The 26923-nt window shown below is 53.9% G+C and carries 28 protein-coding genes and 1 other annotated feature; of the genes, 21 read left to right on the top strand and 7 right to left on the bottom strand.

The features are described 5' to 3' along the window. Nucleotides 1-97: 97 nt before the first annotated feature. From AC3WQH_RS11255 to AC3WQH_RS11230, 6 genes are all read left to right on the top strand, one after another. Complete coding sequence (locus AC3WQH_RS11255) at nucleotides 98-856, top strand: DUF4931 domain-containing protein (protein WP_005833205.1); 759 nt, start codon at nucleotides 98-100, stop codon at nucleotides 854-856. 296 nt (nucleotides 857-1152) lie between these two features. Continuing rightward, nucleotides 1153-1752, top strand: a complete 600-nt coding sequence (locus tag AC3WQH_RS11250) for a hypothetical protein (protein WP_129552218.1) — start codon at nucleotides 1153-1155, stop codon at nucleotides 1750-1752. Between the two features lie 117 nt (nucleotides 1753-1869). Further along, nucleotides 1870-2349 (top strand): hypothetical protein, encoded by a 480-nt coding sequence (locus AC3WQH_RS11245; protein ID WP_005833204.1) that lies wholly within the window; start codon nucleotides 1870-1872, stop codon nucleotides 2347-2349. A 44-nt stretch (nucleotides 2350-2393) separates the two neighbouring features. After that, entirely contained in the window at nucleotides 2394-2726 is a 333-nt protein-coding gene (locus AC3WQH_RS11240; RefSeq protein WP_005833203.1) for a hypothetical protein, read from the top strand. A 47-nt stretch (nucleotides 2727-2773) separates the two neighbouring features. Next, nucleotides 2774-3634, top strand: coding sequence for a GNAT family N-acetyltransferase (locus AC3WQH_RS11235; RefSeq protein WP_005833202.1), 861 nt, complete (start codon nucleotides 2774-2776; stop codon nucleotides 3632-3634). Nucleotides 3635-3746: 112 nt separating this feature from the next. After that, nucleotides 3747-4877 carry a virulence factor gene (locus tag AC3WQH_RS11230; protein WP_005833200.1) on the top strand — a complete coding sequence of 377 codons (1131 nt, stop codon included), beginning with the start codon at nucleotides 3747-3749 and terminating at the stop codon, nucleotides 4875-4877. Between the two features lie 76 nt (nucleotides 4878-4953). Here the strand turns inward: AC3WQH_RS11230 and AC3WQH_RS11225 are convergent, their stop codons facing one another. Further along, nucleotides 4954-5640, bottom strand: a complete 687-nt coding sequence (locus tag AC3WQH_RS11225; RefSeq protein ID WP_492332036.1) for a M15 family metallopeptidase — start codon at nucleotides 5638-5640, stop codon at nucleotides 4954-4956. Between the two features lie 183 nt (nucleotides 5641-5823). On the opposite strand from AC3WQH_RS11225, the gene AC3WQH_RS11220 reads away from it, so the two are divergent. Next, complete coding sequence (locus AC3WQH_RS11220) at nucleotides 5824-7122, top strand: phytoene desaturase family protein (protein ID WP_005833198.1); 1299 nt, start codon at nucleotides 5824-5826, stop codon at nucleotides 7120-7122. 121 nt (nucleotides 7123-7243) lie between these two features. Here the strand turns inward: AC3WQH_RS11220 and AC3WQH_RS11215 are convergent, their stop codons facing one another. Further along, on the bottom strand, nucleotides 7244-8056 hold the full coding sequence (locus AC3WQH_RS11215) for a serine hydrolase (RefSeq protein ID WP_005833196.1): 813 nt from the start codon (nucleotides 8054-8056) through the stop codon (nucleotides 7244-7246). 108 nt (nucleotides 8057-8164) lie between these two features. On the opposite strand from AC3WQH_RS11215, the gene AC3WQH_RS11210 reads away from it, so the two are divergent. The 5 genes from AC3WQH_RS11210 (at nucleotide 8165) to AC3WQH_RS11190 (ending at nucleotide 12479) form a co-directional block, all read left to right on the top strand. Further along, nucleotides 8165-9790: a peptide ABC transporter substrate-binding protein gene (locus AC3WQH_RS11210; RefSeq protein WP_221842074.1), complete on the top strand. Its 1626-nt coding sequence runs from the start codon at nucleotides 8165-8167 to the stop codon at nucleotides 9788-9790. 34 nt (nucleotides 9791-9824) lie between these two features. Then, nucleotides 9825-10559 carry a gamma-glutamyl-gamma-aminobutyrate hydrolase family protein gene (locus tag AC3WQH_RS11205; protein WP_005833193.1) on the top strand — a complete coding sequence of 245 codons (735 nt, stop codon included), beginning with the start codon at nucleotides 9825-9827 and terminating at the stop codon, nucleotides 10557-10559. Nucleotides 10560-10678: 119 nt separating this feature from the next. After that, nucleotides 10679-11122: a peroxiredoxin gene (locus tag AC3WQH_RS11200; RefSeq protein ID WP_025844922.1), complete on the top strand. Its 444-nt coding sequence runs from the start codon at nucleotides 10679-10681 to the stop codon at nucleotides 11120-11122. Between the two features lie 94 nt (nucleotides 11123-11216). Next, a complete protein-coding gene (locus tag AC3WQH_RS11195) occupies nucleotides 11217-12269 on the top strand; it encodes a DNA polymerase IV (protein ID WP_005833189.1) in 1053 nt (350 codons plus the stop codon). Between the two features lie 12 nt (nucleotides 12270-12281). Continuing rightward, on the top strand, nucleotides 12282-12479 hold the full coding sequence (locus AC3WQH_RS11190; protein ID WP_005833187.1) for a hypothetical protein: 198 nt from the start codon (nucleotides 12282-12284) through the stop codon (nucleotides 12477-12479). A 203-nt stretch (nucleotides 12480-12682) separates the two neighbouring features. On the opposite strand, the gene AC3WQH_RS11185 is transcribed toward AC3WQH_RS11190, so the two are convergent. Continuing rightward, the gene (locus tag AC3WQH_RS11185) at nucleotides 12683-13903 is read right to left on the bottom strand and encodes an MFS transporter (RefSeq protein WP_197186771.1); all 1221 of its coding nucleotides are present in this window, start codon (nucleotides 13901-13903) and stop codon (nucleotides 12683-12685) included. Between the two features lie 78 nt (nucleotides 13904-13981). After that, the gene (locus tag AC3WQH_RS11180; RefSeq protein ID WP_005833183.1) at nucleotides 13982-14545 is read right to left on the bottom strand and encodes a TetR/AcrR family transcriptional regulator; all 564 of its coding nucleotides are present in this window, start codon (nucleotides 14543-14545) and stop codon (nucleotides 13982-13984) included. 198 nt (nucleotides 14546-14743) lie between these two features. On the opposite strand from AC3WQH_RS11180, the gene AC3WQH_RS11175 reads away from it, so the two are divergent. The 9 genes from AC3WQH_RS11175 to leuS all read left to right on the top strand — a co-directional run bounded on the left by AC3WQH_RS11175 (nucleotide 14744) and on the right by leuS (nucleotide 22788). Further along, on the top strand, nucleotides 14744-15268 hold the full coding sequence (locus AC3WQH_RS11175) for a YqeG family HAD IIIA-type phosphatase (protein ID WP_005833181.1): 525 nt from the start codon (nucleotides 14744-14746) through the stop codon (nucleotides 15266-15268). Next, nucleotides 15265-16386 (top strand): ribosome biogenesis GTPase YqeH, encoded by a 1122-nt coding sequence (gene yqeH / locus AC3WQH_RS11170; protein ID WP_005833179.1) that lies wholly within the window; start codon nucleotides 15265-15267, stop codon nucleotides 16384-16386. Before AC3WQH_RS11175 ends, yqeH begins: the two co-directional genes overlap by 4 nt. An 83-nt stretch (nucleotides 16387-16469) precedes the next feature. Further along, nucleotides 16470-17321 (top strand): shikimate dehydrogenase, encoded by an 852-nt coding sequence (locus AC3WQH_RS11165; RefSeq protein WP_005833178.1) that lies wholly within the window; start codon nucleotides 16470-16472, stop codon nucleotides 17319-17321. A gap of 36 nt (nucleotides 17322-17357) precedes the next feature. After that, nucleotides 17358-17648 carry a ribosome assembly RNA-binding protein YhbY gene (gene yhbY, locus AC3WQH_RS11160; RefSeq protein WP_005833176.1) on the top strand — a complete coding sequence of 97 codons (291 nt, stop codon included), beginning with the start codon at nucleotides 17358-17360 and terminating at the stop codon, nucleotides 17646-17648. A 13-nt stretch (nucleotides 17649-17661) separates the two neighbouring features. Next, on the top strand, nucleotides 17662-18255 hold the full coding sequence (locus AC3WQH_RS11155; RefSeq protein WP_005833174.1) for a nicotinate-nucleotide adenylyltransferase: 594 nt from the start codon (nucleotides 17662-17664) through the stop codon (nucleotides 18253-18255). Beyond that, nucleotides 18239-18829 (top strand): bis(5'-nucleosyl)-tetraphosphatase (symmetrical) YqeK, encoded by a 591-nt coding sequence (yqeK, locus tag AC3WQH_RS11150; RefSeq protein WP_005833172.1) that lies wholly within the window; start codon nucleotides 18239-18241, stop codon nucleotides 18827-18829. The genes AC3WQH_RS11155 and yqeK overlap by 17 nt, the downstream gene beginning before the upstream one ends. After that, a complete protein-coding gene (gene rsfS, locus AC3WQH_RS11145; protein ID WP_005833170.1) occupies nucleotides 18829-19185 on the top strand; it encodes a ribosome silencing factor in 357 nt (118 codons plus the stop codon). The genes yqeK and rsfS overlap by 1 nt, the downstream gene beginning before the upstream one ends. A gap of 6 nt (nucleotides 19186-19191) precedes the next feature. After that, the gene (locus tag AC3WQH_RS11140; RefSeq protein ID WP_005833168.1) at nucleotides 19192-19929 is read left to right on the top strand and encodes a class I SAM-dependent DNA methyltransferase; all 738 of its coding nucleotides are present in this window, start codon (nucleotides 19192-19194) and stop codon (nucleotides 19927-19929) included. Nucleotides 19930-19980: 51 nt separating this feature from the next. Continuing rightward, nucleotides 19981-20222, top strand: a binding site (T-box leader). Nucleotides 20223-20370: 148 nt separating this feature from the next. Continuing rightward, nucleotides 20371-22788 carry a leucine--tRNA ligase gene (gene leuS, locus AC3WQH_RS11135; RefSeq protein ID WP_122952711.1) on the top strand — a complete coding sequence of 806 codons (2418 nt, stop codon included), beginning with the start codon at nucleotides 20371-20373 and terminating at the stop codon, nucleotides 22786-22788. A 256-nt stretch (nucleotides 22789-23044) separates the two neighbouring features. Here leuS and comER read toward each other — a convergent pair whose 3' ends face one another. The 3 genes from comER to asnB form a co-directional block, all read right to left on the bottom strand. Beyond that, entirely contained in the window at nucleotides 23045-23878 is an 834-nt protein-coding gene (gene comER / locus AC3WQH_RS11130; protein ID WP_025844909.1) for a late competence protein ComER, read from the bottom strand. A gap of 71 nt (nucleotides 23879-23949) precedes the next feature. Continuing rightward, on the bottom strand, nucleotides 23950-24702 hold the full coding sequence (locus tag AC3WQH_RS11125) for a helix-hairpin-helix domain-containing protein (RefSeq protein WP_007777475.1): 753 nt from the start codon (nucleotides 24700-24702) through the stop codon (nucleotides 23950-23952). Nucleotides 24703-24825: 123 nt separating this feature from the next. Continuing rightward, complete coding sequence (gene asnB, locus AC3WQH_RS11120; protein ID WP_005833159.1) at nucleotides 24826-26751, bottom strand: asparagine synthase (glutamine-hydrolyzing); 1926 nt, start codon at nucleotides 26749-26751, stop codon at nucleotides 24826-24828. Between the last annotated feature and the right edge of the window lie 172 nt (nucleotides 26752-26923).

Raw genomic sequence — 26923 nt, 5'->3', positions numbered from 1 at the left:
TTTGTGGCTAGTTGATGGCGGGAGCGAAAATACGTCATGATTTTCCGCGCGAATCGGTGTAAAGTGGAGGTATCCAGAAATTGGAGGGACACTTTGGATGGCGCAGACACACTTGCACTTTAACATGCACATCGGCAGAAAAAAGCCGGAGAGCGTAATCAACAGGGAAACAGCGTGTCCGTTCTGCGATCGCGGCAGCTTGACAGATGTGCTGGAGCAGCGCGGTTCCATGATCTGGCTGATGAACAAATTTCCCGTCCTGCAGGATACGTATCAGACCGTCTTGATTGAATCGGATGAGTGCAACGGCGACTGGTCCTCCTACTCCCGGGAGCACGTGCACGCCCTGCTTTCCTTTGGCGTGGAAAAGTGGCTGGAGATGGAGCGAAGCGGCTCTTTTCGCTCTGTGCTCTTTTTCAAAAACCACGGGCTGTATTCCGGCGGGAGCATTCGCCACCCGCACATGCAGATCGTCGGGCTGACGGGTTACGACTATCGCGCGCAACTCAGGGACAGCGACTTTCACGGCATCACCATCGACCGGGAGTCAGGGGTGGAGTGTTCGCTCTCGACGCATCCGCGCGCGGGCTTTTTTGAGTACAACGTCATTTTGTCCGACCTGGATCGGCTGCCCAAAATGGCTGATTATTTGCAAATTTTGGCGCACTGGATTCTTCACCACGTCAACCCGCGCAACCAGAGCTACAACTTCTTCTTTTATCAATGGAAAGAAAAGCTGATCGCCAAGGCGGTGCCGCGCTTCGTGACTTCCCCGCTGTACGTCGGCTATTCGATTCCGCAAGTAGCGAACAATCTGGAGGAAATGGTGGAGGAGATGAGAAGGCATTATTTTTGACAAAAGACTAGGGCGTGGCTGGAAAAGCATTATTGAGTCAAGAAAATAGCGGTCGTATATCAACAACAAGAATGACTTTGCTAGTTTGTCGTAACGAGTAGCTCGCGACGAAAGAGTTTGATTTTATTTCTTATCGAGTGAATGGATAGTTTTCCCTGAAAGTTTCCAATTATGTGACTTTTTTACCTATTATAATGGTTCTATGCTCCCTTTTGTAATGAATAGAAGATGTGTGAAATTGGATATATATTACAAAAAAGGAGAGGTTATTTAGGCTGAGGAAGTTTATAGTTTCATTGACGATGCTACTATCGGTATCTATTTTTGCTGTTGCTGTTTACGCTGCAACCGATCTTAATCTGGTCGCAGGTTCAGAAGGTACGCTGAAAAAATACTATGCTAACAATACTCCTCTAACTTCATCTTTGAGTGTGGATCACAAAATACTTCAATACGAGGTACGAAATACTGCCGACTTGAGTTCGCGTGAATTAGTCAATGTTTTATATAGAGGTAATGGTGGAGCCGATCAGCATGCAAGGGTGCTGCATAAACAAAATAGAAACTACCTTAGGTACTATGGCTATACTTGTTATTATGGTTCAGGGACGTCTTGTCAGTCTGATTATGTACAACCAACAAATATTGTTATTTCCCCAGGTTCGGATGGTATTGATGTCATTGAACACTGGTTCGGGGCCTTCAACTCTTCACAGTCAGTAAGATACAAAAATTACGGAGCTGGTATTCATTTTGAATACCTACAGCCTAATAGTTCCTATAACTGGAACCATTGGGAAACAAGCAGTCATCTAAAAGTTATTGCTGGTGCCAATTTAGAAAGCTCATTAAGAGGTATTTTCTGGTCAACAGGGACTGTAAAACTTAATCCATAAGTACTTGGATTAAACACAGTTTTAGTCTTACTACTCAATGTTGATCCACAAACAAAATGTTTAAATGTAGAGAATTTTACCTTTGGTGCTGAATATATTAATTAGGGGGAATACTTTGTGCGGAAATATGTCCTTTCAGGAATAGGGGTTATTGCGTTTACAGCTTTACTAACATTCGGAAGCAGCAATATCAAAGCAGAAAATGAATCACAGCTTTTTGCTGAACAAAAACAAGAAATTATCGTAGGTGCTCCAGTCACAGTCTTAGATAAAAATAGAGAGGGAGTTTACGTCGGTTTGACTGGACTTACAGTTCCATTGGCTGATGAAGTGTACGAGATAGTTGAAGAAATAAATAAAGCGGGTGGTCTTAAAGAGTCAAAAGAAATAATTCATATAAAGGATAAAGAAGGAAATGTAGTTATAAAAATACCAGCAGAACTTAAAGATAAACTAAAAGAAAAGGGGGACAAATTAATAGTTAAACATAATAAATCTGTAGACAATTATAAGAAAGAAAAAAGAATCACTAGTAAACTTAACCTTAATCTTGGTCAAGAGTGGCCGTTAAAAGAAAATAGTGTAGATAAATTCTAACAATTGAAGGCGGGAGACGCCTTCTTTTTGATGGAGGGATTAATATGAGGATCGGCCTAGTTTCAAGCCTAATTATTTCGATTTTAGTTTTCATATATTCTTTTTTTCAAATTAGCATTTTGAAAACGTTTGTTCTTTATGAGTTTTTTATTGGTGTAGTGGGACTAATATTATCAGGGGTTATTTTCAGTTCATATTTAGGTCTTGATCGTAAACACATGTCTAACCCTGATTCCTCAAAAGTTCTTGGTGAAAATAATGCCAATAAATATGAGATGCGAAAAGAAAATGAGAAGGTAAAAGAAACGGCTAAAATATTTTTCTTTTTTGGCTTGCCATGTATAATAATTTCAGTCGTGATTTATCTAATTACCTAGTTAACAAGATGAGATGAGGTAAGACTTCAAAAAAGGGGGAGAGTCGCATGGGATACGAGATCGTGGCAATCAAATCGCTGACAGCAGCACAGCTTGAGGAAGTCAACCAACTGGCTGTGATCTGCAACGGGCATGACGGCATTGCTTTGAAAATAAACCCGAACATGCTGGAACAGCGTTCGGGCGAGCACACAGAGGACTTTCTCTGTTACGCGGACAACAAGCTGGTCGGATATCTTGGCCTGTATGTGTTCCACGCCAAAGAGGCGGAGGTCAGCGGCATGGTCCATCCGGATCACCGGAGAAAAGGGATTTTTACCGGACTGCAGCACAGGGCTAAAGCAGAGTGCCGCAAGCGGGGCATTCCGGCCCTGCTGTTTATCGTCCAGCAAAAATCGCAGGCAGGGGCCGCTTATCAGAAGCGAATCGGCGCCTCATACGAGTATTCGGAATACTGGATGGATTTAGGAAAATCTGGACGAGAAGCCTTGAGTCACGCTGTGCGGCTGCGGCCTGCTACCGCAGCGGATGAAGAGACGTTGATTCAGCTCGATGTACGCGGTTTTCAGATGGAGGAAGCGCAGGTACGGGAGATGAACGAGAAGATGGCGAACGATCCTCGTACCAGTACGTATCTGGTGCTGGCAGAGGAACGGGCGGTCGGCAAAATCAGCGTAAGCAAAAATGGCATGCAGGCGTTCATCTACGGCTTTTGCGTCCACCCCGACGAACAGGGCAAAGGCTACGGCCGCCAGGCACTGGCGCAGACGATTGCGTTGCTCGAAGCTGAAGGCTTCGCAGAGATTTCCCTTGAGGTCGCCTGTGAAAACAGCCGGGCGCTCGGGCTGTACGAGTCGTGCGGCTTTGTCGTGCAGTCGGCCAACGATTACTACAGGCTGAAGCTCTAGGTCTGCTTCCAGCCGCAAACTGCTTTTGCCGCACCCGCAGGTTGGCAAACGAAGCCGCTTCCGTGCTACCATAGGAGGGAGGTAGCATTGCGGAAAAAGGAGTGACGAAAGCATGAAACTGTTGTCCATCGAACCGACGCCGAGTCCCAACGTGATGAAGCTGAACGTGGACGAGACTCTGCCAGGTGGCGTGCAACATGTTTATACAAAAGCAGAAGCGCAGAAAGCGCCGGAGCTGATGCGGGAGCTGCTGGCCATTGACGGGGTGACGTCGATTTTTCATACGGCGGACTTCCTGGCTCTGGAGCGGAAGTCGAATGCCGACTGGCAGCGCATTTTGACGGAGGCGCGGGAAGTTTTGCAGGCGGGAAAAGGAACGGCGATTCCGGTCGTCTCTGCGGAGCAAGCGGGAGCTTACGGGGAGGCGCAGGTGTTCATCCAGATGTTTCGCGGCGTCCCGATGCAGGTCAAGGTGACGATGGGGACGGAGCAGATTCGCGCCGCCTTGCCTGAGCGTTTCGGACAGGCTGCCGTGCAGGCCGGGTCTGCTTCCCCGAACCTGATTATGGAGCGCAAATGGGTCGAGCACGGTGTCCGTTACGGCGACTTGCGCGAGATCGGCGAGGAGGTAGCGCAGGAGATCGACGCGACGTATCCGCAGAGCCGCGTGGAGGAGCTCGTCCAGCAGGCGATGCTGCTCGGGCCGGGCGAGACGCCGCAGGTGGTCGAGCGCGAGAAAAAGGTCGTCACCCCGGGCATGCTCGACGATCCGGACTGGCAAAAACGCTATGAAGCGCTGGACCGCATGGAACCGACAGAGGAAGACTTGCCTGTTCTGGCAAAAGCGCTGCGCGATCCGAAGCCGTCCATTCGCAGGCTCGCTGTCGTTTACCTGGGGATGGTCGGAGGCGACGAAGTGTTCCCGCTGTTGTTCGAAGCGCTTCGCGACGATTCCGTGTCCGTGAGACGCACGGCAGGCGATACGCTGTCCGATCTGGGCGATCCGCGGGCGATTGGGCCGATGTGCGAGGCGCTCAAAGACCGTAACAAGCTGGTGCGCTGGCGTGCGGCCCGCTACCTGTTCGAAGTGGGCGACGAGACGGCGCTGGACGCCTTGCGCGCGGCCCAGAACGACCCTGAGTTCGAAGTCAGCTTGCAGGTGCAAATGGCCGTGCAGCGGATCGAGAGCGGGGAAGCAGCCAGCGGTACGGTCTGGCAGCAGATGACAAGACGCAACGACTAGCCTGCTCTATCGCGGCTTCCTTTTGAGGGGTGGCCGCGATAGGGCTTCTTTTTGTTTGCGCGGAAAAAGAACCGGGCTACACGCCGCCGTACATGGCACAGGCGCTTCCGGTGCAGGCCGCCCACGCCTGGTTGCCGTAGTCAAAATGCCACCATTCGTCTGCGTAGTTGGTAAACCCGGCGCGAGTCATGACGTGGTAGAGCAGGCGGCGGTTCGCCTGTGCTTCCCGGTCCGCATCGGACATGTCGGCGAGCGTTTCGAAATAGCGGGTACAGGCGCGCTCTGAAAAGTCGTCAAAAGCGGTCCCCATCACAAGCCAGCCGCCAGGGCCGGCAATTGTCAGGTCGACAGCCCCTCCGGTCAGATGGCGCGGCGGTTTTGCCGGATCGGCAGTAGGGCGGGCGACAAAGCGGTGCAGCTCGGCGTACAGTTCCTCGCTCTCGGTCCAGCCTTGGGCAAGAAGCTGCTGCTTGAAGCGGTCGTACAAAGCTTGCTGCACCTGAAGCGGGCGATAGCCGTCCAGCACGACGAGCCGCAGACTGGCGGGGAGCAGCTTTGCGGCTTGCAGCAGCCTGTCTGCGACCGAGCTTCGGACGAGACAGTCCGCCATAGCGCAAGCAAGCCCTTCGTGGTAGTAGACTGGATATACCTCAAGCTGTGGGGCATACTGCATGAGAGAAACGAGCGGCTCGTTGTTTTCGCGGATGGCAGGACGCGAACCTGCCTCTTTTTGCGCGGGAGGAATCGGGATCTTCCAGTCCATTTCGGGCATCCCCTTTGCCTTTTTCCCCATCATAGCACACGTATGCTAGGTAAAAAATGGTATCGGACAGTATAAAAATAGACACAGTTCAATAATAGTTGACTTCCACCTTATCCATCCCTTATTCTATTGTAGGGTTTAGCTCATGTAATCAACATCGCTAGTGCGTAGGGGAGATTGTGTATGACAACCAATCACTATGACGTTGTTATTGTAGGTGCCGGACTGGCTGGTCTTTCCAGTGCCGCCTACCTGTCGTCGAAAGGCAAAAAGGTTTTGGTTTTGGAGCGCGGACAATTGGGTGGACGTGCCGTTACACTGAAGATCAAAGGCTTCAACTTCAACTTCGGTGCGCACGCCATTTATGCTCGCGACAGCTCCGTTTTGAGAACGTTTGAAAAAGAACTCGGACTCAACATTGACTGGCAAGACTTCAATCCAACAAAAGCAAAGTACGATATCGGGAGCGATTTGACTGCCGTTCCTTCCAACGTGCAAGGACTTTTCCAAACCAAGCTGTTAAAAGGGATGGACAAGGTATTATTTACGTTTGAAATTTTGAAAACGATGCTCAAAATGGAGAAGGGCCATCCGCACATGTCGATTCAGAAGTGGATGGAGAAAAAGCAAGTCAGCGAAGACGTGCAAGACATGATGCTGACGCTCGCCTCCTCCAACTTCTTTACGCGTGAACCGGAAAAAATTCCGTCTGATGTGTTCTTCACGTACTACAGCCGCCTGTTCACGACGAACAAGCCTGTTGCGTACATCGGCGGCGGTTGGCAGGCGCTGATTAACGAGTTCGTTCGCGTAATCGAGGCAAACCAGGGCACGATCATGCTCAAGAACAAAGTAGAGAAGTTTCTCGTAGAAAATGATCGCGTGGTTGGAGTGGTGACGCCGGAGGGCGAGTTTACGGCTGATGAGTTCGTCTGCTGTATTCCGCCGAAAGAATTGGTAAAAGTATTCGCAGAAACACGCCTGGAGCACGCGGTTGCCCAGCACGCAGAATACGAGCCGACAGTCGTCATGGTTTACGATATCGGTCTGAAAGAGCGGATTGATGTGCCGTTCTCCTACATCTACGACAAGCAAAACAATATTTTCATCACAGACATCTCCTACTACGACCGTACTTGCGTGCCGGAGGGCGGACAGCTTTTGCAGGCGACAGCCTACATGCGCCAGGCTGACGTAGGCAACAAGGAAGCGGCGGAGATTCGCAAGCAGGAGATCGAAAATCTGTACGACAAGCACTTCCCGGGCTGGCGCGAGCAACTGGTTGTACCGCGCGTATCTGCCCGTGCCGTTGTCCAGGAAATCAAATGGACGATGAACCAAAAGCCAATGCCTACCTTCTTCCCGGACTACCGCAACCTGTTCTTTGCAGGGGACTGGTGCGAAGGGCAAGGCCAGCTTTCCGAGCTGTCTTTCTCCAGCGCATGGCAAGTGTCCAATCTGATTTTGGAAAAAGATAAGTAAAAAGCGAGCGGGTCATTCCTTTTCGTCAAAGAAGAGGAAGACCCGTTTTTTCGCGTGGACGGCACAACCGCCAGCCAAAAAAAGCCCGCCCGGCAAAACGGGCGAGCGGTGTACAGGATGCTTATGCTTTCGGGCCGTACGTATCGTACAGCAGGCGGCCGATGCGCGCCATGACGCTGGCGGCATCCTTTTGGGCCAGGCCCTTGTTGAGCAGGGAGACGCTGATCGCGTGCGGTCCTGTATAGAAAATTCCGACATCATGCGTGATTTTCGTGACCGAGCCTGTCTTGTTCGCAAACTCCCACTTCGGCACCATCCCGATGATCTCGCCGTCCGGATCGGGCAAAAGAAACGGGAAGCGGTCGCGATGCTGCTGCTGCTTTAAGATCGCGATCATTTTCAGGCAACTGTCGTAGGAGATGACTTTTCCCGTCGCCAGGTAGCGGAGGTGGCTTGCGATGTCTGCGGCCGTAATCTCGTTGTAGCCTTCCAGCTCGGCTGGCACGACCATCAGCTTGTTGTAAAAGGAGCTGTTTTCCATTCCGGTTTTGCGCATGATGCTGCGGATGCTGTCTGCCCCGACGAGGTCAATCATCATGTTGGTGGCGGTGTTGTCGCTCTGGATAATCATCAAGGTGACGAGGTCGTACACGGTGAACTCCGTCCCGGGCGTCATGTGCTGCAAGACGCCTGCTCCGCCCACGAGGTCCTCCTGGCGCAGCTTGAGCTTGTCTCCCAGTGCGAGCTTGCCGGCGTAGGCTTCGGCGAACACAGCGGCCATGATCGGCACCTTGATGACGCTCGCGGCGTAGAAGCGCTGATTTTCGTTGATGGCGAGCTTTTCGTTTGTCTGTAAATCTTCCAGATAGACTCCCCATTCGCCGCCAGCCGCTTCGAGCAGCTCTGAAACAGGGGCAAAAAGACCGGATAGCATAAGACCCATCTCCTTTTTATTCGTGTAGACAAAATTTTCTCAAGATAATATTATTTAGTCATGCTCCTAACAATCAAGAAGAATTATTCCACAGATGGGGGTTTTGTTGTGAAAAAGTTGAAGAATCTATCATTTTGCGCCGTTTTGCTGACCAGTCTGGTGTTTGCTGGCTGTGGAGCGCCGCAAGCCGGCACCACGGAAAATCCGCAAGGTGCGCAACAGGAGCAGACGAGAGCGCCCCAAACGATGCAGGTCAACCTGAACACAGGCGAGCCGAACTCGATTGACCCTGGACTGGCGGAAGATATCCCTTCCATGTCTGTGGCCCGTGCAGCATTCGATGGCCTTTTGCGCCTGAATGAAAAGGGCGAGCTGAAAGAGGCGGTCGCCGAAAAGTACGAAGTATCCGCTGATGGCTTGACTTACACGTTTCACCTGCGCGATACCAGATGGTCCAACGGCGATCCGGTAACTGCCCACGATTTTGAATACGCGTGGAAACGGGTGCTCGATCCCGAGACAGCCTCCGGATATGCGTACCAGTTGTACTATCTCAAAAACGGGGAAGCGTTCAACGCCAAGAAGGCGAAGGCAGAGGATGTCGGCGTCAAGGCGACTGACGACAAAACGCTGGTCGTGACGCTGGAAAACCCGGCGCCGTTCTTCCCGGAGCTGGTGGCATCGGTCACTTATTTCCCGGTCAATAAAAAAGTGGTGGAGGGGAACAAGGACTGGGCAGCCAAGCCGGAGACGTACATCGGCAACGGCCCGTTCGTCCTGAAAAAGTGGGAGCACAAATCGGTAATCGAATTTGCCAAAAACGACTCCTACTGGGATAAAGACGCGGTTCATTTGTCCACGCTGACCATCAACATGATTGAAGACCCGAACACCGAGCTGTCCATGTTCGAAAAAGGCGATCTGGACTGGGCCGGCTCTCCGCTGGGCGACCTGCCGCTTGATGCCCTGGATGCCTTGAAAGATTCCGGAAAAATGCAGACGCAAGCGACGGCAGGCACGTACTGGTACATCTTCAATACGACGCAAAAGCCGTTTGACAACAAAAAAATTCGCCAAGCGTTTGCCACAGCCGTCAACCGCAAGGAAATTTCCGAAAGCGTCGTGCCGTTCAAGAGCACGCCAGCGACCGGAATCCTCCCGCCGACCATGGCGCTCAACCCGGATGGCTACATCAAGGACGGCGACGTGGAGACAGCGAAAAAGCTGCTGGCAGAAGGCATGAAGGAAGCGGGCTTGACCGAGCTGCCTGAGCTGACTATCTCCTACAATACGACAGAGGTGAACCAGCGCATTGCGACGGTGATCCAGGACCAATGGCGCAAAGCGTTCGGCATCGAAGTCAAGCTGGTGAACAAGGAAAACAAGGTGCACCGCGAGCAAATGAAGGAAGGTAACTTCACCATTGGCCGCGCAAGCTGGATTGGCGACTTCAACGATCCGATCAACTTCCTCGAAGTGTTCAAGGGCGGTTTGAACACGTCGAAGTGGGAAAACAAAGAGTTCCTCGACCTGCTCGCACAGTCTGCCAAAGAAGGCGACCCGGCAAAACGCAAGGAAATCTTGAAAAAGGCGGACGCCATCGTCATGGACGAAATGCCGGCGCTGCCGATCTACTACTTCACGTATGCCTGGGTGAAGCAGGACAGTGTAAAAGACGTCGTCGTGGACGCCCTCGGGTTCATCGACTTCAAATACGCATCGAATGTCAAGTAAACAGACTAAGGTAGCCATAAGGGAGTGACTTGGCGTGCGTCCGATTATTGGTGTCGCGTGTACGAAAATGTATTTCCCGAATAACCACCTCGACCAGTTTTTCTATGTCGGGTCCGGCTACGTGGACGGAGTGGCCCGCGCAGGCGGCATTCCGCTCATCCTGCCGCTGCTGACTGTACAGGAAGCGCCGTTCCGGGAGATGATCGAATCGCTGGACGGGCTGATCCTGACTGGCGGCGACGATCCTGCCCCGCATCTGTACGGGGAAGAGCCGCTGCAAGGGCTTGGAAACATCGAATACGAGCGGGATTTGGCCGAACTGGCTGTGATTAAGCTGGCATTGGAGCTGAAAAAGCCGATCTTGGGCATTTGCCGGGGAATGCAGATTTTGAATGTAGCGTGTGGCGGCACACTCATTCAGGACATTCCAAGCCAGGTTCCGGGAGCCTTCCAGCATGCGCAAAAAGGTTCCCGCCAATACGGCGCACACAAGGTCACGCTCAAGCCCGGCTTTTTGGCGGACGCTCTTGGGCAGCAGGAGGTGCTGGTAAACACCTCGCACCACCAGGCTGTCAAAGACGTAGCGCCAGGCTTCCAGATGACAGCATGCGCGGCTGACGGAGTGATTGAGGCAATCGAGAGCCTCGACGGGCTATCTATCGGCGTGCAGTGGCATCCGGAGCGGATGTGGTCGCACGACAGCCAGATGTTGAAAATCGCCGAGGCATTTATTGCCCGGGTAAAGCAGCAGAAGCTGCAAGCGAAATAATCGACAGGTGAACAGACAGCCGTCCTGCTGCCAGCAGGGCGGTTTTTTTCATGCGGGTGCTCGTAGCCATGTAAGCCCCGCCCAAACCGATGTTATACTGGTCCCAAGAGGTGAGAGCGATGTTGAAAGTGGGAGCAAAAGCCCCTGTCTTTACGGCAGACAGCACAAAAGGTCCGGTTGACCTGGGAGAGTACGTCGGCAAGCAGACGGTCGTCCTCGTTTTTTACCCGGGGGACGACACGCCTGTGTGCACCAAGCAGTTGTGCGCGCTTCAGGACAACTACGCGAGATTGCAGCAGAAAAACACGGCTGTCTTTGGCGTCAATCCGGGCGAGCTGGGCAAAAAGCAGTCGTTTGCGGAAAAGTTCCATTACGATTTTCCGCTGATCGCAGACGAAGGTCAAAAGATTCGCGAAGCATATGATGTAGGGAAAATTCTCGGCCTGTTTTTCCAGCAGCGCATCGTCTACATCATCGGCAGGGACGGGACGATCTTGTACGCGAAAAAAGGCAATCCGCCCGTATCCGAGTTGCTGGCAGTGATCGAAGCGCACGGGCAGTAAGCGTGGAGCGACTCTGGGAGCGATCCACCGCTTGCGTCGAAGGAGCAAAACAGGGATAATACAAATGAGAATGTATGTTTGGTGGTTATCCGTCATGAAAAAAATCCTTCATCTGGATATCGACGCTTTTTTCGCCAGTGTAGAGCAACTGGATCGGCCAGAATTGCGCGGCAAGCCTGTGATCGTAGGCGGCACTGCCAACCGCGGAGTCGTCTCGACGTGCAGCTACGAGGCGCGCAAATACGGGGTGCGCTCTGCCATGCCCGTTGCGCTGGCGCGGAAAAAATGTCCGCAAGGGGTGTACCTGCCCGTCCGCTACAGCCGCTATGTCGAAAAATCCGCAGAAGTCAGAGAAATTTTTACTTCCTATACAACACGCTACCAAACAGTCGGTCTCGACGAGGCGTACCTGGATGTGTCCGACTACGAAAATGCCGTGCCGGTTGCCCGCGAGCTGAAGAGACGGATCAAACAGGAGACGGGACTTACGTGTAGCATCGGGCTTTCTTATAATATGTCGCTCGCCAAGATCGCCAGCGATTTGAAAAAGCCGGACGCCTTTGTCATCATCCGGCCCGAGCAGGCATTGGACGTACTGCGCCCGTTGCCGATCGGGACGCTTCACGGTGTCGGCAAAAAGTCGCAGGAGCTGCTCGAAAGAAAAGGCATCAAGACAGTGGAGGACTTTTGGCAGCTTTCGCTGGATGAGGTTGTGCAGCTATTCGGCAAGTTCGGCCGTTCCCTGTACGACCGGGCCAGGGGAGAAGACAGCCGCGAGATCGTGATGGACCGCGCGCCGAAATCGACCAGCCGGGAGACGACGCTGTCGTTTGATTTGTACGACCGCGAGTCCATCGCGCCGATTGCCCTTTCCCTGTTGCGGGAGGTCGAGGAGGACGTGCGCCAGGAAGGGGTCGAGCCGCAAACGATCACGCTCAAGATCAAGTACGCCGATTTTACGCAAAGAACGAAGCAGCACAAGGCAGTCGCCGGGGCCAACTGGCAGGAGCTGCTGGACGATTTGCTCGATGCGTTTGATTACTCGCAAGGTGTCAGACTGGTGGGCGTTGGCTTTTCCAATTTTGCCGAACCGCAAAAAGAGCGCTACGAGCAGCTTTCGCTGTTTCCGTGGAAGCTCGGGAGATAGGGAGGGGCAGGGATGGAGGCGGACAATGCGTTTCATTGCTGTGCGACCTGTATTCATTTTCGCGTGGAAAAAGCGCCAGGCGTCGTGACCTACCGCTGTTCGCGCCTCACCTACGAGACGCGGCCAGACTATCGCTTCCAATGCTGGACCCCGACGGAGCGGGTCAGGCGGCTGATGGAGACGAGGCAGCAGCAATCCCGGAGTGAATAAAGAAATGGCAACACCCCCGCATGCCACGGCTCAGCGTGACAGCGGGGGTGTGTTTGCTTGGGTCAGGTGGTTGTGTCTGACGAGCTGCACCCGAGCGGTCGCGGGCGCAGCCGTTTTTGTTTGCCTGGTGAGCCAGCCGCTTCCCGCCCCCTCCCGCCAACCGCCGCCAAATCATCACCGTCGCCTGCTTTGATCGCAACCCCTCAAGGCGTGTGCATCTCGCCTTTTTGTGCGGAATACCGCACCGCCTTGCTCGCTTTCAACTGGATGAACAGCAAGATGCCAAAGCCGAGCACCGCTGCCGCGACGACGAGGAGAGCCGAGGACACAGGCAAGAGATCCGTCAAAATCCCGCCAGCCAGTGGGCCCGCAACCATGCCGATTCCGTGGAACATGTTGAACAGCGAGTAGGCTGTTCCGTAAGCGCCGCTTCCCCCTTGGTCGATGATCCCCCCGAGTGTCGGGAGAGTAGGGGACAGCGTGAAGCCGACGCTCGCGCCGACGAGCGCCATCGCGATTCCGGCTTGCCACAGCGAGTCGGCCCAGACCAGGAAAGGCATGAAGACAGCGAGTGCAACGACTCCGGCAAACATCAGTTTGTACGGGTTAAACCGGCCGGACAGCGAGCCTGCCACGGGGGCAATCAATCCGTATGCCAGCGTCATCGCGCCAAACAACAGCCCGATCACGGTCGGCGTAATGCTGAGCTTCTGCGTCAAAAAGACGGGCAGTGTCGGCTCCAGCAGGCAGAGCGACACTTCCGCGAGCAGGACGATCCCGGCGATGAAGACGACTTGCGGATTGCGCAAAAATTTGCCGACCAAAAGCTTTTCGCTCGCTGTGCGCGCCGTTTCTTCCTTGAGGAACAAATACACCAAGACGATGTTGATGACCGTAAAGGCCGCAGCCGCGAGAAACGGCGTCCGGTGATCGCTAATTTCAAACAGCCAGCCGCCAATCGGCGCGCCGAGCAAGGTGCCTGTAGAGATGGCCGTCAGCGCGGTGCCCATGACCGCTCCGCGCATTTTCGGCGGGAACAGGTCGGCGAGCAGGGCGAGCGCCGTCGGCCAAGTCGCAGCCGCCGCAATCCCTTGCACGAAGCGGGCTGTAATCAGCAAGGCCATCGTTTCGGAAAAAGCGAATAGCAGCGTCGAAGCGGCAAGCCCGACCAAGCCGACGAGCAGCACTGTCCGTCTGCCCAAGCGGTCAGAGATCGGCCCGAAGATCGGCGTGGCGAGCAACATCGCGACCGCATAGCTGCTGAACAGGACGCCCATCATCGTCGAGGAAGGCTGCAGCGTTTCGGAAAAATAAGGAACGATCGGGATCAACAGGCTGTAAAGCAGCATGTCGATAAACAAAATCAGAATCACAAAAAGCAAACCGGTACGTTGCGGCTTTGTCATTTGCGTGAAAAAAGACATCATCAACACCTCATCCCATCTAACTCAAAAAACTATTTTTGTTTTATTAGTTTTCGCAAAAAAAGGGAATAAAAGGGGTCACCTTTTATCCACGGGCACGAGTCCGTACAACAGAACGTCTACAATCGCGGCCAAAGCTTCCGATACGGTAATCTGGTTTTGCATGTAGAAACGCTGGTCGAGCGTCGAATTGACCGCGTCCACGATCAGCTTCATCATCAGCGTGACATTCATGTTGACGATCAGCCCTTCCTTGATTCCTTGCTCGATCAGTCCGCGCAGCGTCTGCCAGTCATCCGAGAGCGCGGAGTCGACCAAGGCCCATTGCTCCGGGTAGTAGCGCTTCATCTGTTCGAGAATGCGCAAATCGTAAAACTCGTAGTGTGTCGGCAAAACCATCATGACGCCTTTGATTTTTTCGATCAGGGAAAGACTGTAGTCGTCGAGAATTTGCTTTGTTTTTTCATCGGCCTCGGCAAACGTTTGGGAGATGATCGCCTCGAGAATCTCCACCTTCGAGGAAAAGTGCTCGTAGAGCGTCCGCTTGCTGATGCCGAGCCTGCGAGCCAGGTCGTCCATGGAAAACTTCATGCCCTTGTCTCTGATCTCATCAATAAAACCTTTCATGATCCGGTCTTTCATCGCCATCGACCCCCTGCCTAACCACCGGTTGAAAACCGGATAAACAAAAATAGTTTTCTTAGTGTTTCCATTATGGCACAAAGCCGTTGTCCACGGCAAGCGGCAGCTAATGTTTTTCTTTTGCAACAGGGTGGTCGATTATGGTATAGTAGGTGCCGAAATCGCGGTTGATGGCTGCACATCATATGGAGGTGCCCCGTGTTTTTAAACAAGCTGATGCCCAGTCAGTTCGTGGAGTCTATCCATCACATTGATATAGATCAATTGAAACGAAATAAAATCCGCGCGGTGATTACAGATTTGGACAACACCCTTGTAGAATGGGACAGGCCAGAAGCTACCCCGGAAGTAATAAGCTGGCTCGGGCGCTTGCACGATGCAGGCATCCAGGTCACGGTCGTGTCCAACAACAACAAGGAGCGCGTCCAGCGCTTCTGTGCACCGCTCGATCTCGGTTTTATTTGTGCGGCGAGAAAGCCGACAAACCGTGCCTTTTTGCAGGCGGTTCGGCAAATGAATGTGACGATTGCCGAGACGGTCGTGATCGGCGATCAATTGTTTACCGATGTGCTGGGAGGAAATCGGCTGGGGTTTCATACGATCCTGGTCGTGCCTGTGGCCCAGACGGACGGTTTCTGGACGCGCTTTAACCGTCAGATGGAGCGCGTGGCTTTGAGCTGGATGGAAAGGAAAGGAATGGTTTCGTGGAGGAGAAAAGCATGACGGAACAAACAATCGGCACTTGTGCCGGCTGTGGTATTGCGCTTCAGACCGAGGATGCGAAAAAGCCCGGCTATGCGCCTGAATCGGCGCTGGGCCGCAAAGTGGTGATCTGCCAGCGCTGCTATCGCATCAAGCACTACAACGAAGTCGCGCCAGTGGCGATGGGCGATGACGACTTCCTGAAAATTTTGGACGGCATCGGCTCGACACAGTCTCTGGTCGTCATGGTCGTCGATATTTTCGACTTCCAGGGCTCCTGGCTCAGAGGCTTGCCGCGCTTCGTCGGCAACAACCCGATTTTGCTCGTCGGCAACAAGGTGGACCTTTTGCCGAGAAACATCAACCTGAACCGTGTACGCAACTGGATGCAGCACGAAGCGAAGGAACGCGGCCTGCGCCCGGAAGACATCGTGCTCATCAGTGCGCAAAAAGGGCAGCATATCGACGAGTTGCTCAACCGGATCGGGGAACTGCGCAAAGGACGCGATGTGTACATCGTCGGCGTGACCAATGTCGGCAAGTCGACGATGATTAACCGCATCCTGCACGACTACGGAGCGGCAGAGCTTACGATTACGACCTCGCCGTTTCCAGGCACGACCCTGGACAAAATCGAAATCCCGCTGGAAGACGGACGCTCCATTTTCGATACGCCGGGCATTATCAACCGCGATCAGATCGGGCACATGATTTCTCCATCCGATCTGCGGAAAATCACGCCGAAAAGCCGGATCAACTCCAAGGTGTACCAGCTTGAAGATGGGCAAACCTTGTTCCTGGGCGGACTTGCCCGCATTGACTTTGTACGCGGACCGAAGCAGCCGTTTGTCGTCTATGTCGACAACGACCTGTACATTCACCGCACGAAGCTGGAAAAGGCGGACGAGGTGCTGCAAAAGCATCACGGCACATTGCTCGTGCCCCCTACCGGGGAGGAAGCGGCCAAAGCATTGCCGCCGTTTGTGAAGCATTCGTTCAAGGTCAAGCAGTCGCAAATCCCTACGGATATCGTCATTTCCGGCTTGGGCTGGGTGACGATTCAAGGCAAGTACGAAGCGAACGTCGTCGTTCACGCGCCAAAAGGGGTAAGCGTGGGCATGCGCAGAGGTTTGATCTAGCCTTTTGCCAGCGACGCGCATGATGGCGTCTTTTGCTTTGCGCCATATGCTAGAGAGAGAAGCTACGGGGGAGGAAAAGCTCCATGATTACAAGCAAAACACAGTTGGTCGGCCTGTTTGGACATCCGGTATCCCATTCGCAGTCTCCGATGATGCACAATGCTGCTTTTGCTGAGACCGGACTCGACTTTGCCTACTCGGCTTTCGACGTCGAACCGGAAGCGCTGGAGGACGCGGTAGCGGGGATTCGCGCATTGGGCCTTCGCGGAATTAACGTCACGATCCCGCACAAGGTCGCGATCATGCCGATGCTCGATGAAATTGATCCGCTGGCGAAGCGAATCGGCGCCGTCAATACCGTGGTGAGCAAAGATGGCAGGCTGATCGGCTACAATACAGATGGCATGGGCTACGTCCGCTCCCTTGTGGAAGAGACGGGAATCGTGCTGGACAAGCAAATTGTCACCATGATGGGCGCGGGCGGTGCTGCCCGTGCCGTTGCGTTTACGCTCGCCGAAAAAGGCGTAAAGGAAATCCGCATCATCAATCGCTCGCGGGAAAGAGCCGCCGTGCTGGCCGAGCATGTAGGCACGATCGTTCCGACGCGAATCGTCGAGCAGGGCGAAGGCAAAGACGCGATCGCGGACTCTTCGCTTTTGATTAATACGACGTCCATCGGAATGCTGCCAAACGTGCAGGACACCCCGGTGCCAGCAGACTGGCTTCACTCCGGGCTGATTGTCAGCGACCTGATTTACAACCCGCTGGAGACAAGACTGCTCCGCGAAGCGCAGGCGATCGGCGCGACTGTTCACTCCGGCGTCGGCATGTTTGTGAACCAGGGCGCCCTTGCTTTTGAGCTGTGGACGGGAACCGACGCACCGACGGAAGTCATGCGCGAAGTCGTCTTGCAGCAACTGACGAAAACAACCTGATCGAACATGATTGCAGGAACTAAAGGAGGCATGCCGATGTTGACCGGCAAGCAAAAGCGCTTTTTGCGCGCAGAAGCTCATCATCTCACCCCGATTTTCCAGGTAGGAAAAGGCGGCGTTAACGAAAATATGATTACCCAGATCAAGGAAGCGCTGGAAGTGCGCGAGCTGATTAAAGTCGCGATTTTGCAAAACAACAGCGACGACAAGCATGAAGTAGCAGAAGAACTGGCAGCAGGTGCGGGTGCCGAGCTGGTGCAACTGATTGGCCATACGGTTGTCTTGTACAAAGAGTCCCGGGAGCACAAGACGATCAAGCTGCCGTAAGTGATCGAACACCATGAAGGACGCACGAAAAAAAGTCGGGATCATGGGCGGCACATTTGATCCCATCCATTGCGGCCACTTGCTGGCGGCTGAACAGGCCAGAGAGCAGGCTGGACTTGACGAGGTCTGGTTTATGCCATCGCACATTCCGCCGCACAAGAGCAGGGAGGGGCTGACAGAGGCGCATCATCGCCTGCAAATGGTTCAGCTCGCCATAGCCGATCACGAGTCGTTTCGCGTGACGGATATCGAACTGGCCCGAAAAGGCCCCTCTTACACGTACGATACGATGGTTCTGCTCACGCAGCAGTTTCCTGATTGTCAGTTTTCTTTTATTATTGGGGGAGACATGGTAAAAATCTTGCCCAAATGGTACCAGTTCCAACAGTTGATCCGCATGGTACGCTTTATAGGTCTGGCGCGACCGGGCACGGAGTTGGAGCGGGAGGCGTGCGAGTACGTCACCTTCGTGGAGATGCCGGTCTGGGACATCTCTTCCACGTTAATCCGGGAAAAGGCGGCGGCGGGCAAAAGCATCCGCTATCTGGTACCTGATGCTGTGGAGCGTTATATAAAGGAGAACCGATTCTATGAAACTCTTGTCTAATCGGGAGGAACTGCTTGCGCGCATCCGGGCGCAAATGCACGAGAAGCGCTACAAGCATACTTTGGGGGTCGCCCAGTCTGCCCGCGAGCTTGCACAGCGATACGGCGCTGACCCTGACAAAGCCGAGCTTGCCGGACTTTTGCACGACTACTGCAAATGCTGGCCCGTGGAGAAAATGTTCGAAATTCTCGTTCGCCACGATATGCCGACAGAGCTGTTGGAAGGGGAAAAAGAGCTGTGGCACGCTTTTGCCGGGGCAATCGTCATTCAGAACGACCTGGGAGTGACGGACCCGGATATTTTGCAAGCCGTTCGCTACCATACGACAGGGCGAGCCGGGATGTCCCTGTTAGAAAAAGTGGTTTGTGTGGCAGACTATATAGAACCGAACCGGAATTTTCCTGGCGTGGAGCAGATTCGCACGCTGGCCGAGAAAGACCTTGATGCCGCCCTGGCTCTCGCTTTGGGAGGCACGATCCAGTTTTTGATAGAAAAGCAGAAGACGGTCTATCCGCTGACGCTTACCGCTTATAACGATCTGGTATCCCGCAAAGGGAAAGAAGGAGGGTTTTGATGGTTAAAACAGTAGAAGAGTTGGCTCGCTTGGTAGTGAAGGCAGCAGAAGACAAAAAGGCAGAAAATCTGAAGGTGCTGGACATCAGCAAGCTTTCGGTGATTGCAGACTACTTCATGATCTGCCACGGAAACAACGAGCGTCAGGTGCAGGCGATCGTGCGCGAAATTCGCGATCAAGCCCACAAAAACGGTTTTGACGTTCGCGGCATTGAAGGCGCGGATGAGGGACGCTGGGTGCTCGTCGACCTCGGCGATATCGTGATTCACGTCTTCCACCGCGAAGATCGCGAGTTTTACAATCTGGAGCGACTGTGGAAGGATGCAGAAGAAGTGTCCTTCGCTGCGCAAGGGTAAAAACGGATGGCGTACGCACACATGGCCGCAGTTTACGACAGGCTGATGGCGGACACCCCCTACGATCAATGGCTGGACTGGGTCGAGCGCACCTGGCAAAAGGGAGAGGCTCCAAAACGAGTCATTGATCTGGGCTGCGGGACGGGATCGATTGCGATTCCGCTGGCCAAGCGCGGCTATCGGGTCACGGGCGTCGATCTGTCCGCCGAGATGCTGGCGATTGCCTACGACAAAATGCGGCAGGAGCAAGTAGAGGTGGCGTGGGTCGAGCAGGATATGCGCGAGCTTTCCTTGCCGGAGGCGGACGCGGTCATTTCCTTGTGCGACTCTCTCAGCTACCTGACAGAAGAAGCGGACGTGCAGGAGACGTTTCGGCGCGTCTTCGCTCACCTTGCTCCCGGGGGAAGCTTTTTGTTCGATGTGCACAGCCCGTACAAAATGCTGCATATTTTCGGCGACGAGACATTCACCTACGTCGACGATGAGGTTTCGTACATTTGGCATTGTTTTTGCGATCCGCTGCGCCTGGAGGTAGAGCACCAGCTCACCTTTTTCGTCCGCCAGCCAAACGGCTTGTACGAGCGGCTGGAGGAGGAGCATTGGCAAAGAGCCTACCAGCCGGTCCAACTGATGCGCTGGCTGGCCGACGCGGGCTTCACGGACATCGTCATTACGGCAGACTATTCGGATTTGCCGCCGCAGGAAGCGAGCGAACGCTTATTTTTTGCCGCTCGCAAGCCGTAGGGTTTGACACGGTTGGTTTATATTGACTATAATGGCGTTATAACTACAAATTTCGACGCGTTTAAGAGGAATAGTAGGAATATGCCCCGCGCATACAGAGAGTTGACGGCAGGTGCAAGTCAACCCGGGACTATCTGAACTCGCCTCCCAGCACTTGCCCCGAAGGCCATGTGTACATGGTTGCGTAAGGGCAGGCGGCTCATCCCCGTTACGGATTTCAAGTGGGTGAATGCTTTTTCATTCGCCAATCTGGGTGGTACCGCGGGAATATAAACAAACCTCTCGTCCCTTTCGTAGAACGACTGGGGACGTGGGGTTTTCTTTATACTGGACCGGAATGTACAGATTCTTATCCGGTATAAGTGCAACGAAGGCTACGCCAATGGCTCGGTGTAGCCGAGTTTTCATTTTTTACCTATTTCAAGATGGGAGTGCTCTACCATGGTTTTCAGTCATCGTGATGTTGAAAAAAAGTGGCAACAATACTGGGAGCAAAACAAGACCTTCAAAACTTCCGAGGACCCGAACAAGAAAAAGTTTTACGCACTCGATATGTTCCCGTATCCATCTGGTGCCGGGCTGCACGTCGGACACCCGGAAGGCTATACGGCTACCGATATTTTGTCCCGCATGAAGCGGATGCAAGGCTACAACGTGCTCCATCCAATGGGCTGGGATGCGTTTGGCTTGCCAGCCGAGCAGTACGCGCTCGATACGGGGAATGACCCTGCGGAGTTCACAGAAAAAAACATCAACACGTTCCGCCGCCAAATCAAGTCGCTCGGCTTCTCCTACGACTGGGACAGAGAGATCAACACGACCGATCCGCACTACTACAAATGGACCCAGTGGATTTTTACGAAGCTGTATGAGCACGGCCTGGCCTACGTTGACGAAGTAGCCGTGAACTGGTGCCCGGCGCTGGGAACCGTTCTGGCCAACGAAGAAGTCATTGACGGCAAAAGCGAGCGCGGCGGCCATCCGGTCGAACGCCGCCCGATGAAACAATGGGTATTGAAAATTACCGCGTATGCGGAAAGACTGCTCGAAGACCTGGAAGAGCTGGACTGGCCGGAGAGCATCAAGGAAATGCAGCGCAACTGGATCGGCCGTTCCGAAGGGGCAGAGGTTACGTTTGCTATTGAGGGACACGACCAGACCTTTACTGTCTTCACGACCCGCCCGGATACGCTCTACGGCGCCACCTACACGGTACTCGCTCCCGAGCACAAGCTGGTGGAACAGATTACGACGCCAGAGCAGAGAGCAGCGGTAGAAGCTTACCTGGAGCAGACGAAGCACAAAAGCGATCTGGAGCGTACCGACCTGGCGAAAGAAAAGACAGGGGTATTCACAGGCGCCTATGCGATCAACCCGGTTAACGGCGAACGTCTGCCGATCTGGATTGCCGATTACGTGCTGATTAGCTACGGAACAGGCTCGATCATGGCTGTACCGGCGCACGATGAGCGCGACTACGAGTTCGCCAAGACGTTTGATCTGCCAATCAAAGCGGTCATCGCAGGCGGAGACATTTCCAAGGAAGCGTACACAGGCGACGGAGAACACATCAACTCCGGCATGCTCGATGGCCTGAACAAAGAACAGGCGATCAACAAAATGATCGAATGGCTGGAGAAAGAAGGCAAAGGCAGCCGCAAAGTGACCTACCGTCTGCGCGACTGGCTGTTCAGCCGTCAACGCTACTGGGGCGAGCCAATTCCAATCCTGCATCTGGAAGACGGCACAATGAAAACTGTGCCAGAATCCGAATTGCCGATCATGCTGCCTAAAACAAAAGAAATCAAGCCGTCCGGCACAGGCGAATCGCCGCTCGCCAACATCACCGACTGGCTGAACACCGTCGATCCGGAAACCGGCAAGAAAGCGCGCCGCGAGACGAACACCATGCCGCAATGGGCGGGCAGTTGCTGGTACTTCCTGCGCTTTATCGACCCGCACAACGACAAAGCTTTGGCCGATCCGGAAAAGCTGAAACAATGGCTGCCAGTCGACATCTACATCGGCGGTGCAGAGCACGCTGTATTGCACTTGCTCTACTCCCGCTTCTGGCACAAATTCCTGTACGACATCGGCGTCGTGCCAACCAAGGAGCCATTCCAGAAGCTGTTTAACCAAGGCATGATCCTCGGTGAAAACAACGAAAAAATGAGCAAGTCCAAAGGCAACGTCGTCAACCCGGACGATATCGTCAACAGCCATGGTGCCGACACGCTCCGCCTGTACGAAATGTTCATGGGGCCGCTGGATGCATCCATCGCCTGGTCGACAAAAGGTCTCGATGGCGCGCGCCGCTTCCTGGACCGCGTGTACCGCCTGTTCGTTCAAGACAACGGCGAGCTGAACCCGAAAATCGTCGATACGAACAAACCGACCAGCATGGAGCGCGTCTACCATCAAACCGTGAAAAAAGTGACGGAAGACTACGAGGGCCTGCGCTTCAATACAGGGATCTCCCAGTTGATGGTATTCGTCAACGAAGCGTACAAAGCAGACGTCCTGCCGAAAAAATACATGGAAGACTTCGTGAAAATGCTGTCCCCGATCGCCCCGCACTTGGGCGAGGAACTGTGGGAAAAACTCGGCCACAACGATACAATCGCTTACGAGCCATGGCCAACCTACGACGAGTCGAAGCTGGTCGAGGACGAAGTGGAAATCGTCATCCAGATCAACGGCAAAAACAAGGAAAAAATGCTCATTGCCTCCGACTCGACCAAGGAACAAATGGAGGAGCTGGCACTCAGCAACGAGCTGATTAAGGAACTGATCGAAGGCAAGACAATCGTCAAAATCATCGCCGTGCCTGGCAAGCTGGTTAATATTGTGGTTCGTTAGTCGGATTAGACGCAAGATCCAGAAGGCGGGCCAGATAAACGACTCGCTAGTCGCACGAAAAGCGTCTATCGCTCACCGTCGGCTTGTCATCCTCTCGTGATGGCAAGCGGGTGAGAGGTGAAAGGAAAAAGGAGTGGAGCCTGTTTGAATAACAGGTTTCCGCTCCTTTTTTCGTACTGCCAGTTTTCTGATACTGACAGCGTGCTTGTCGTCGCTCTGCAAGGCTCGCAACTGCAAGCAACCCACGCTCTCGCAGCTACTGCGGCTGTTCGTTCAAATAACGGTCGAGCAGTTCCTGATCCTCGGCGAACTTCGCGCGCGTGCGCCGGAATACCTCTGCAAAAATGCCGGGCAGCTTGCTTTGCAAAGGAATCAGCCCTTCGCCGGTGATTCCTCCGGGGACGCAGACGCGCTGCTGCAAGGAAGGGAGCGTGAATTTTTCTTCGCGCAACAGATCGGCCACTCCGATCAGCATCTGCGAGGTCAAATAAGTAGCGGCTTCTGTCGAGATGCCTGTCTCTTCGACGGCATCCTGAATCATCTGCTGCAAAATATAGCTCAAAAAGGCAGGGCCGCAACTGGCGATGTCGGAAGTGATTCGCAAGAAAGGCGCGGTGATCTCGACAGGCGTGCTGATGTGGGCAAACAGGTTGCGAATATAATGGCGCTGCTCTTCGTCGACGCGCGCACCGAATTCGCACAGGCTCACGCCGCTCTGCGCCGCGTTGGTAATGCTCGGAACGACCCGGGCGATGGCGCAAGGTACTTTTGACTCAAGATGCTCCAGCTTGATCGGGCTGGTGATCGTGACGATAAGCTGTTCCGCCGTCAGGACAGGGGCGAGTTGCTCGAGCAGCACGCTGTACTCCAGCGGCTTGACGCACAGCAGGATCATGTCGGCTTCTCTGGCCAAATCCACATTGCTATGGGCGACCGCCAGCCCGCCAAGCCGCTTAGCGAGCTGTTCGGCTTTTTCGATCGTGCGGTTGCTGATGGTGATCTGGCTGGGAGACAGCGCTTTGGCGGACAGCAATGCTTCAATCAAGATACTGCCCATGCTGCCCGTACCAATGAACCCGATTTTATCCATGGGCATACCTCCCTCCGATATTCTTTCCCCATTCTATGTGAGAAGATCGGCAATCATGACCGGACAGTGCTTTATTGCGCAACGATCTGGTCTTTGATCCGCTCGAACATCTTTGCCCCGATCCCAGAAACCTTTTTCAATTCGTCGGCGGAACGGAAGCGGCCGACTTGCGAACGGTAGTCCAAAATCGCTTTTGCTCGCGCCTCCCCGATTCCTGGCAAGCTCATCAGTTCCTCGACGGTCGCTGTGTTGAGATTGAGCAGCTTGGCTTTTGGCACAGCGCCGCCAGTCCCCGCAGCACGGGTCACGCTCGCGGGCACTGGCGAAAGGGGAGGCGCGCCAACTGCCGATCCAGGCCCGCCAGTCGCGCTGCCTTTTGCCGGAACCAAAAGCGCAGTCCCATCTGCCAACGGCTCAGCCAGATTGATTTGATCGAGGTCCGCTTCGGGCAGGGCGCCGCCAGCCTGTTCGATCGCGTCCGCTACGCGCATGCCCGGCGTGAAGCGGTACAGTCCCGGCTGTTTCACCTTGCCCTTTACGTCGACGTAGAGAGGCGGAGGGGCGGGCTTTCGTTCGACTGCGGCTTCCGCTTCGCTGCGGGCGTGCGCATCAGATGGTTGGTCAAGGACAGGCTCCCGTTTCTGTAGGGCAGTTTCCGGCTGCCCGACGCGCTCCCTTTCCGCATAGGCAGAGGAAACGAGCGGTACACCGACGGTCTCTGCCCGCTGCTCCCCCTGGTAGAGCCAAAAGCTGACGGCCACAAACAAGGTCGCCGCCACGATCAGGACCAGGCGTCGATGACGTTCCCACCAATCCAACAGCATAGCAAAAGACCCTCCCTTACCTCGCGTGTGCTTGTGGAATAGAGCGAAAGCATTCTCTAGTCACAATCTACGAAAAGTAAAAGAGGGTCTGCAAATATTTTTGCGTAGGCACGCTACCGGCTTTTAGCCGATATGCTGCAGCGAATTTTTCTTGCGGCGAATGTCTACATTCGGGCTGACGTACGGATCGAACGTATATTTTTGCTCGATAAAGATTTGGTGCCACAGCATGAAAACGAGGATCGTCCAGATTTTGCGACTATAGTCGGCATTTCCTTCACGGTGTTCGTCGAGCATGTAGAGCACGTAGGCCTTATTAATCAAATTGTCTACCTTCGATTCGAAAATGATCTCTTTTGCCCATTTGTAAAATTCGTTTTTCAGCCAATGGCGAGTCGGAACCGGGAAGCCAAGCTTCTTCTTCGACTTGATTTCCGGCGGCAGGAAGTCTTTCATCGCTTCGCGCAGCACGTGCTTGGTCGTGCCGTTGGCGATCTTGTACTTCGTCGGAATGGTAGCGGCGAACTCGAACACTTTCAGGTCGATGAAAGGAACGCGCAGCTCCAATGAGTTTGCCATCGTCATTTTGTCGGCTTTCATCAAAATGTTTCCGCGCAGCCAGGTGTGAATGTCCAAATACTGCATCTTGGTCACGTCATCGTACTGGGAAGCGCGCTTGTAAATCTCTTCTGTGATCGTAAACGGCGAGACGTACGATTCGGAACGGGCGATGTCGTCCATCACGACGCGTCTTTTCATCTCTTCGCTGAAGATCAGGGCGTTGCCGAAAAAGCGCTGTTCCACCGTCTTCGAGCCGCGGATAAGGAAGTTTTTCCCTTTTACCTGATCGGGCAGGCGCTGTGCCATGTAACCGATCGACTGGCGCATCCAGCCAGGCATGCCGGAAAACATCTTGAGCGAGCTAGGCTCCCGGTAAATGTTGTACCCGCCGAAAAACTCATCGGCGCCTTCGCCGGACAAGACGACGGTGACGTGCTCGCTCGCCATTTGCGCGACGAAGTAGAGCAGGATGGCGGAAGGGTCCGCTACCGGTTCGTCCTGGTGCCAGATGAGGCGTGGCAGTTCATCCATGTACTGCTGGGCGTTGACGACCCGCTCGAAGTGCTCGGTGCCCAAAAAGGCAGCCGTCCGCTTCGCGAAGTCCAGCTCGCTGTAACCAGGAATGTCCGAGCCGACGGAAAAAGTTTTCACAGGCTCAAAGGTGCGCAGCATGGCGACGATGCTGCTGGAGTCGACGCCGCTGGAAAGGAAAGCGCCGCGCGGAACCTCGCTGATCCGGTGCTTGTCGATGGATTCCAGCATCACGCTGCGAGTCCCTTCCACGAAGTACGAGAACGGCTTGCTCTCGTCTGGCTTGAACTCCACGTCCCAGTAACGCTCCAGCTTGATCTGGTCGTTCTCGATGATGAACGAGTGGGCTGGCGGGATGCGGTATATGCCCTGATACATCGTTTCGGGATCAGGAACGTATTGGAAAGTCAAATAGTGGTAAAAGCCGTTGTGGTTCACCTCGCGCGTAAAGCCGGGTAGCTCCAGCAGGCTTTTGATCTCGCTGGCGACGCCGATGGAATCATTCGTTTCCACATAGTAGAGCGGCTTGATCCCAAAATGGTCGCGCGCGCCAAACAGCCGTTTTTTGCGCGAGTCGTAAATGGTAAAGCCGAACATCCCGCGCAAGTGCTTGGGCGCGTCCGTCCCTACCTCTTCATAGAGGTGAAGGATGGTTTCAATATCAGAATCGGTATGGAATACGTGACCGGCGTCCTTTAACCATTGCTGCAATTCCTTGTAGTTGTAAATTTCTCCGTTGCCAATAATCCAGATGTCACGCGTTTCGTTAAACAGCGGTTGATGCCCGCCTTCCACGTCGATGATGCTTAAACGACGAAAGCCCAGGGCGATGTTGTCTTCGAGATGAAAACCATCGTCATCTGGACCACGGTGCAGGATGACACCAGTCATCGCGCTGATCGCTTCTTGTCTAACTGGCATTTGCCGCTTGTTGTAGAGTGTTACGATTCCACACATATGAAATGACTCTTCCTCTCACTGGATTGCTCCTGCTAACTCTATCACGTATCGCAAGTTGGCGCAATCTCTTCTGGATGCCCGGTCCTGTGCGCAAAACGGTTGCACAGCCAGGGGGAAAAAGGACCCTCATCTCTTCTATTTTTGTCCGCCTGTCAGGGGATATACTCTC

This window comes from Brevibacillus sp. FW301-21C12A (assembly GCF_058788915.1).
Note: the sequence above shows the minus strand (reverse complement) of the source record. Positions and strands in the feature narration are given on the sequence as shown.

Coding starts and splice junctions, on each gene's coding strand:
- comER (WP_025844909.1), bottom strand. CDS start 23,878: ATGGATAAAATCGGGTTCATTGGTACGGGCAGCATGGGCAGTATCTTG.
- yqeH (WP_005833179.1), top strand. CDS start 15,265: ATGACGGAACAAACAATCGGCACTTGTGCCGGCTGTGGTATTGCGCTT.
- AC3WQH_RS11220 (WP_005833198.1), top strand. CDS start 5,824: ATGACAACCAATCACTATGACGTTGTTATTGTAGGTGCCGGACTGGCT.
- rsfS (WP_005833170.1), top strand. CDS start 18,829: ATGGTTAAAACAGTAGAAGAGTTGGCTCGCTTGGTAGTGAAGGCAGCA.
- AC3WQH_RS11180 (WP_005833183.1), bottom strand. CDS start 14,545: ATGAAAGACCGGATCATGAAAGGTTTTATTGATGAGATCAGAGACAAG.
- yqeK (WP_005833172.1), top strand. CDS start 18,239: ATGAAACTCTTGTCTAATCGGGAGGAACTGCTTGCGCGCATCCGGGCG.
- AC3WQH_RS11235 (WP_005833202.1), top strand. CDS start 2,774: ATGGGATACGAGATCGTGGCAATCAAATCGCTGACAGCAGCACAGCTT.
- AC3WQH_RS11255 (WP_005833205.1), top strand. CDS start 98: ATGGCGCAGACACACTTGCACTTTAACATGCACATCGGCAGAAAAAAG.
- AC3WQH_RS11155 (WP_005833174.1), top strand. CDS start 17,662: ATGAAGGACGCACGAAAAAAAGTCGGGATCATGGGCGGCACATTTGAT.
- asnB (WP_005833159.1), bottom strand. CDS start 26,751: ATGTGTGGAATCGTAACACTCTACAACAAGCGGCAAATGCCAGTTAGA.
- AC3WQH_RS11225 (WP_492332036.1), bottom strand. CDS start 5,640: ATGGACTGGAAGATCCCGATTCCTCCCGCGCAAAAAGAGGCAGGTTCG.
- AC3WQH_RS11140 (WP_005833168.1), top strand. CDS start 19,192: ATGGCGTACGCACACATGGCCGCAGTTTACGACAGGCTGATGGCGGAC.
- AC3WQH_RS11185 (WP_197186771.1), bottom strand. CDS start 13,903: ATGTCTTTTTTCACGCAAATGACAAAGCCGCAACGTACCGGTTTGCTT.
- AC3WQH_RS11200 (WP_025844922.1), top strand. CDS start 10,679: ATGTTGAAAGTGGGAGCAAAAGCCCCTGTCTTTACGGCAGACAGCACA.
- AC3WQH_RS11125 (WP_007777475.1), bottom strand. CDS start 24,702: ATGCTGTTGGATTGGTGGGAACGTCATCGACGCCTGGTCCTGATCGTG.
- AC3WQH_RS11195 (WP_005833189.1), top strand. CDS start 11,217: ATGAAAAAAATCCTTCATCTGGATATCGACGCTTTTTTCGCCAGTGTA.
- yhbY (WP_005833176.1), top strand. CDS start 17,358: ATGTTGACCGGCAAGCAAAAGCGCTTTTTGCGCGCAGAAGCTCATCAT.
- AC3WQH_RS11190 (WP_005833187.1), top strand. CDS start 12,282: ATGGAGGCGGACAATGCGTTTCATTGCTGTGCGACCTGTATTCATTTT.
- AC3WQH_RS11215 (WP_005833196.1), bottom strand. CDS start 8,056: ATGCTATCCGGTCTTTTTGCCCCTGTTTCAGAGCTGCTCGAAGCGGCT.
- AC3WQH_RS11240 (WP_005833203.1), top strand. CDS start 2,394: ATGAGGATCGGCCTAGTTTCAAGCCTAATTATTTCGATTTTAGTTTTC.
- leuS (WP_122952711.1), top strand. CDS start 20,371: ATGGTTTTCAGTCATCGTGATGTTGAAAAAAAGTGGCAACAATACTGG.
- AC3WQH_RS11230 (WP_005833200.1), top strand. CDS start 3,747: ATGAAACTGTTGTCCATCGAACCGACGCCGAGTCCCAACGTGATGAAG.
- AC3WQH_RS11165 (WP_005833178.1), top strand. CDS start 16,470: ATGATTACAAGCAAAACACAGTTGGTCGGCCTGTTTGGACATCCGGTA.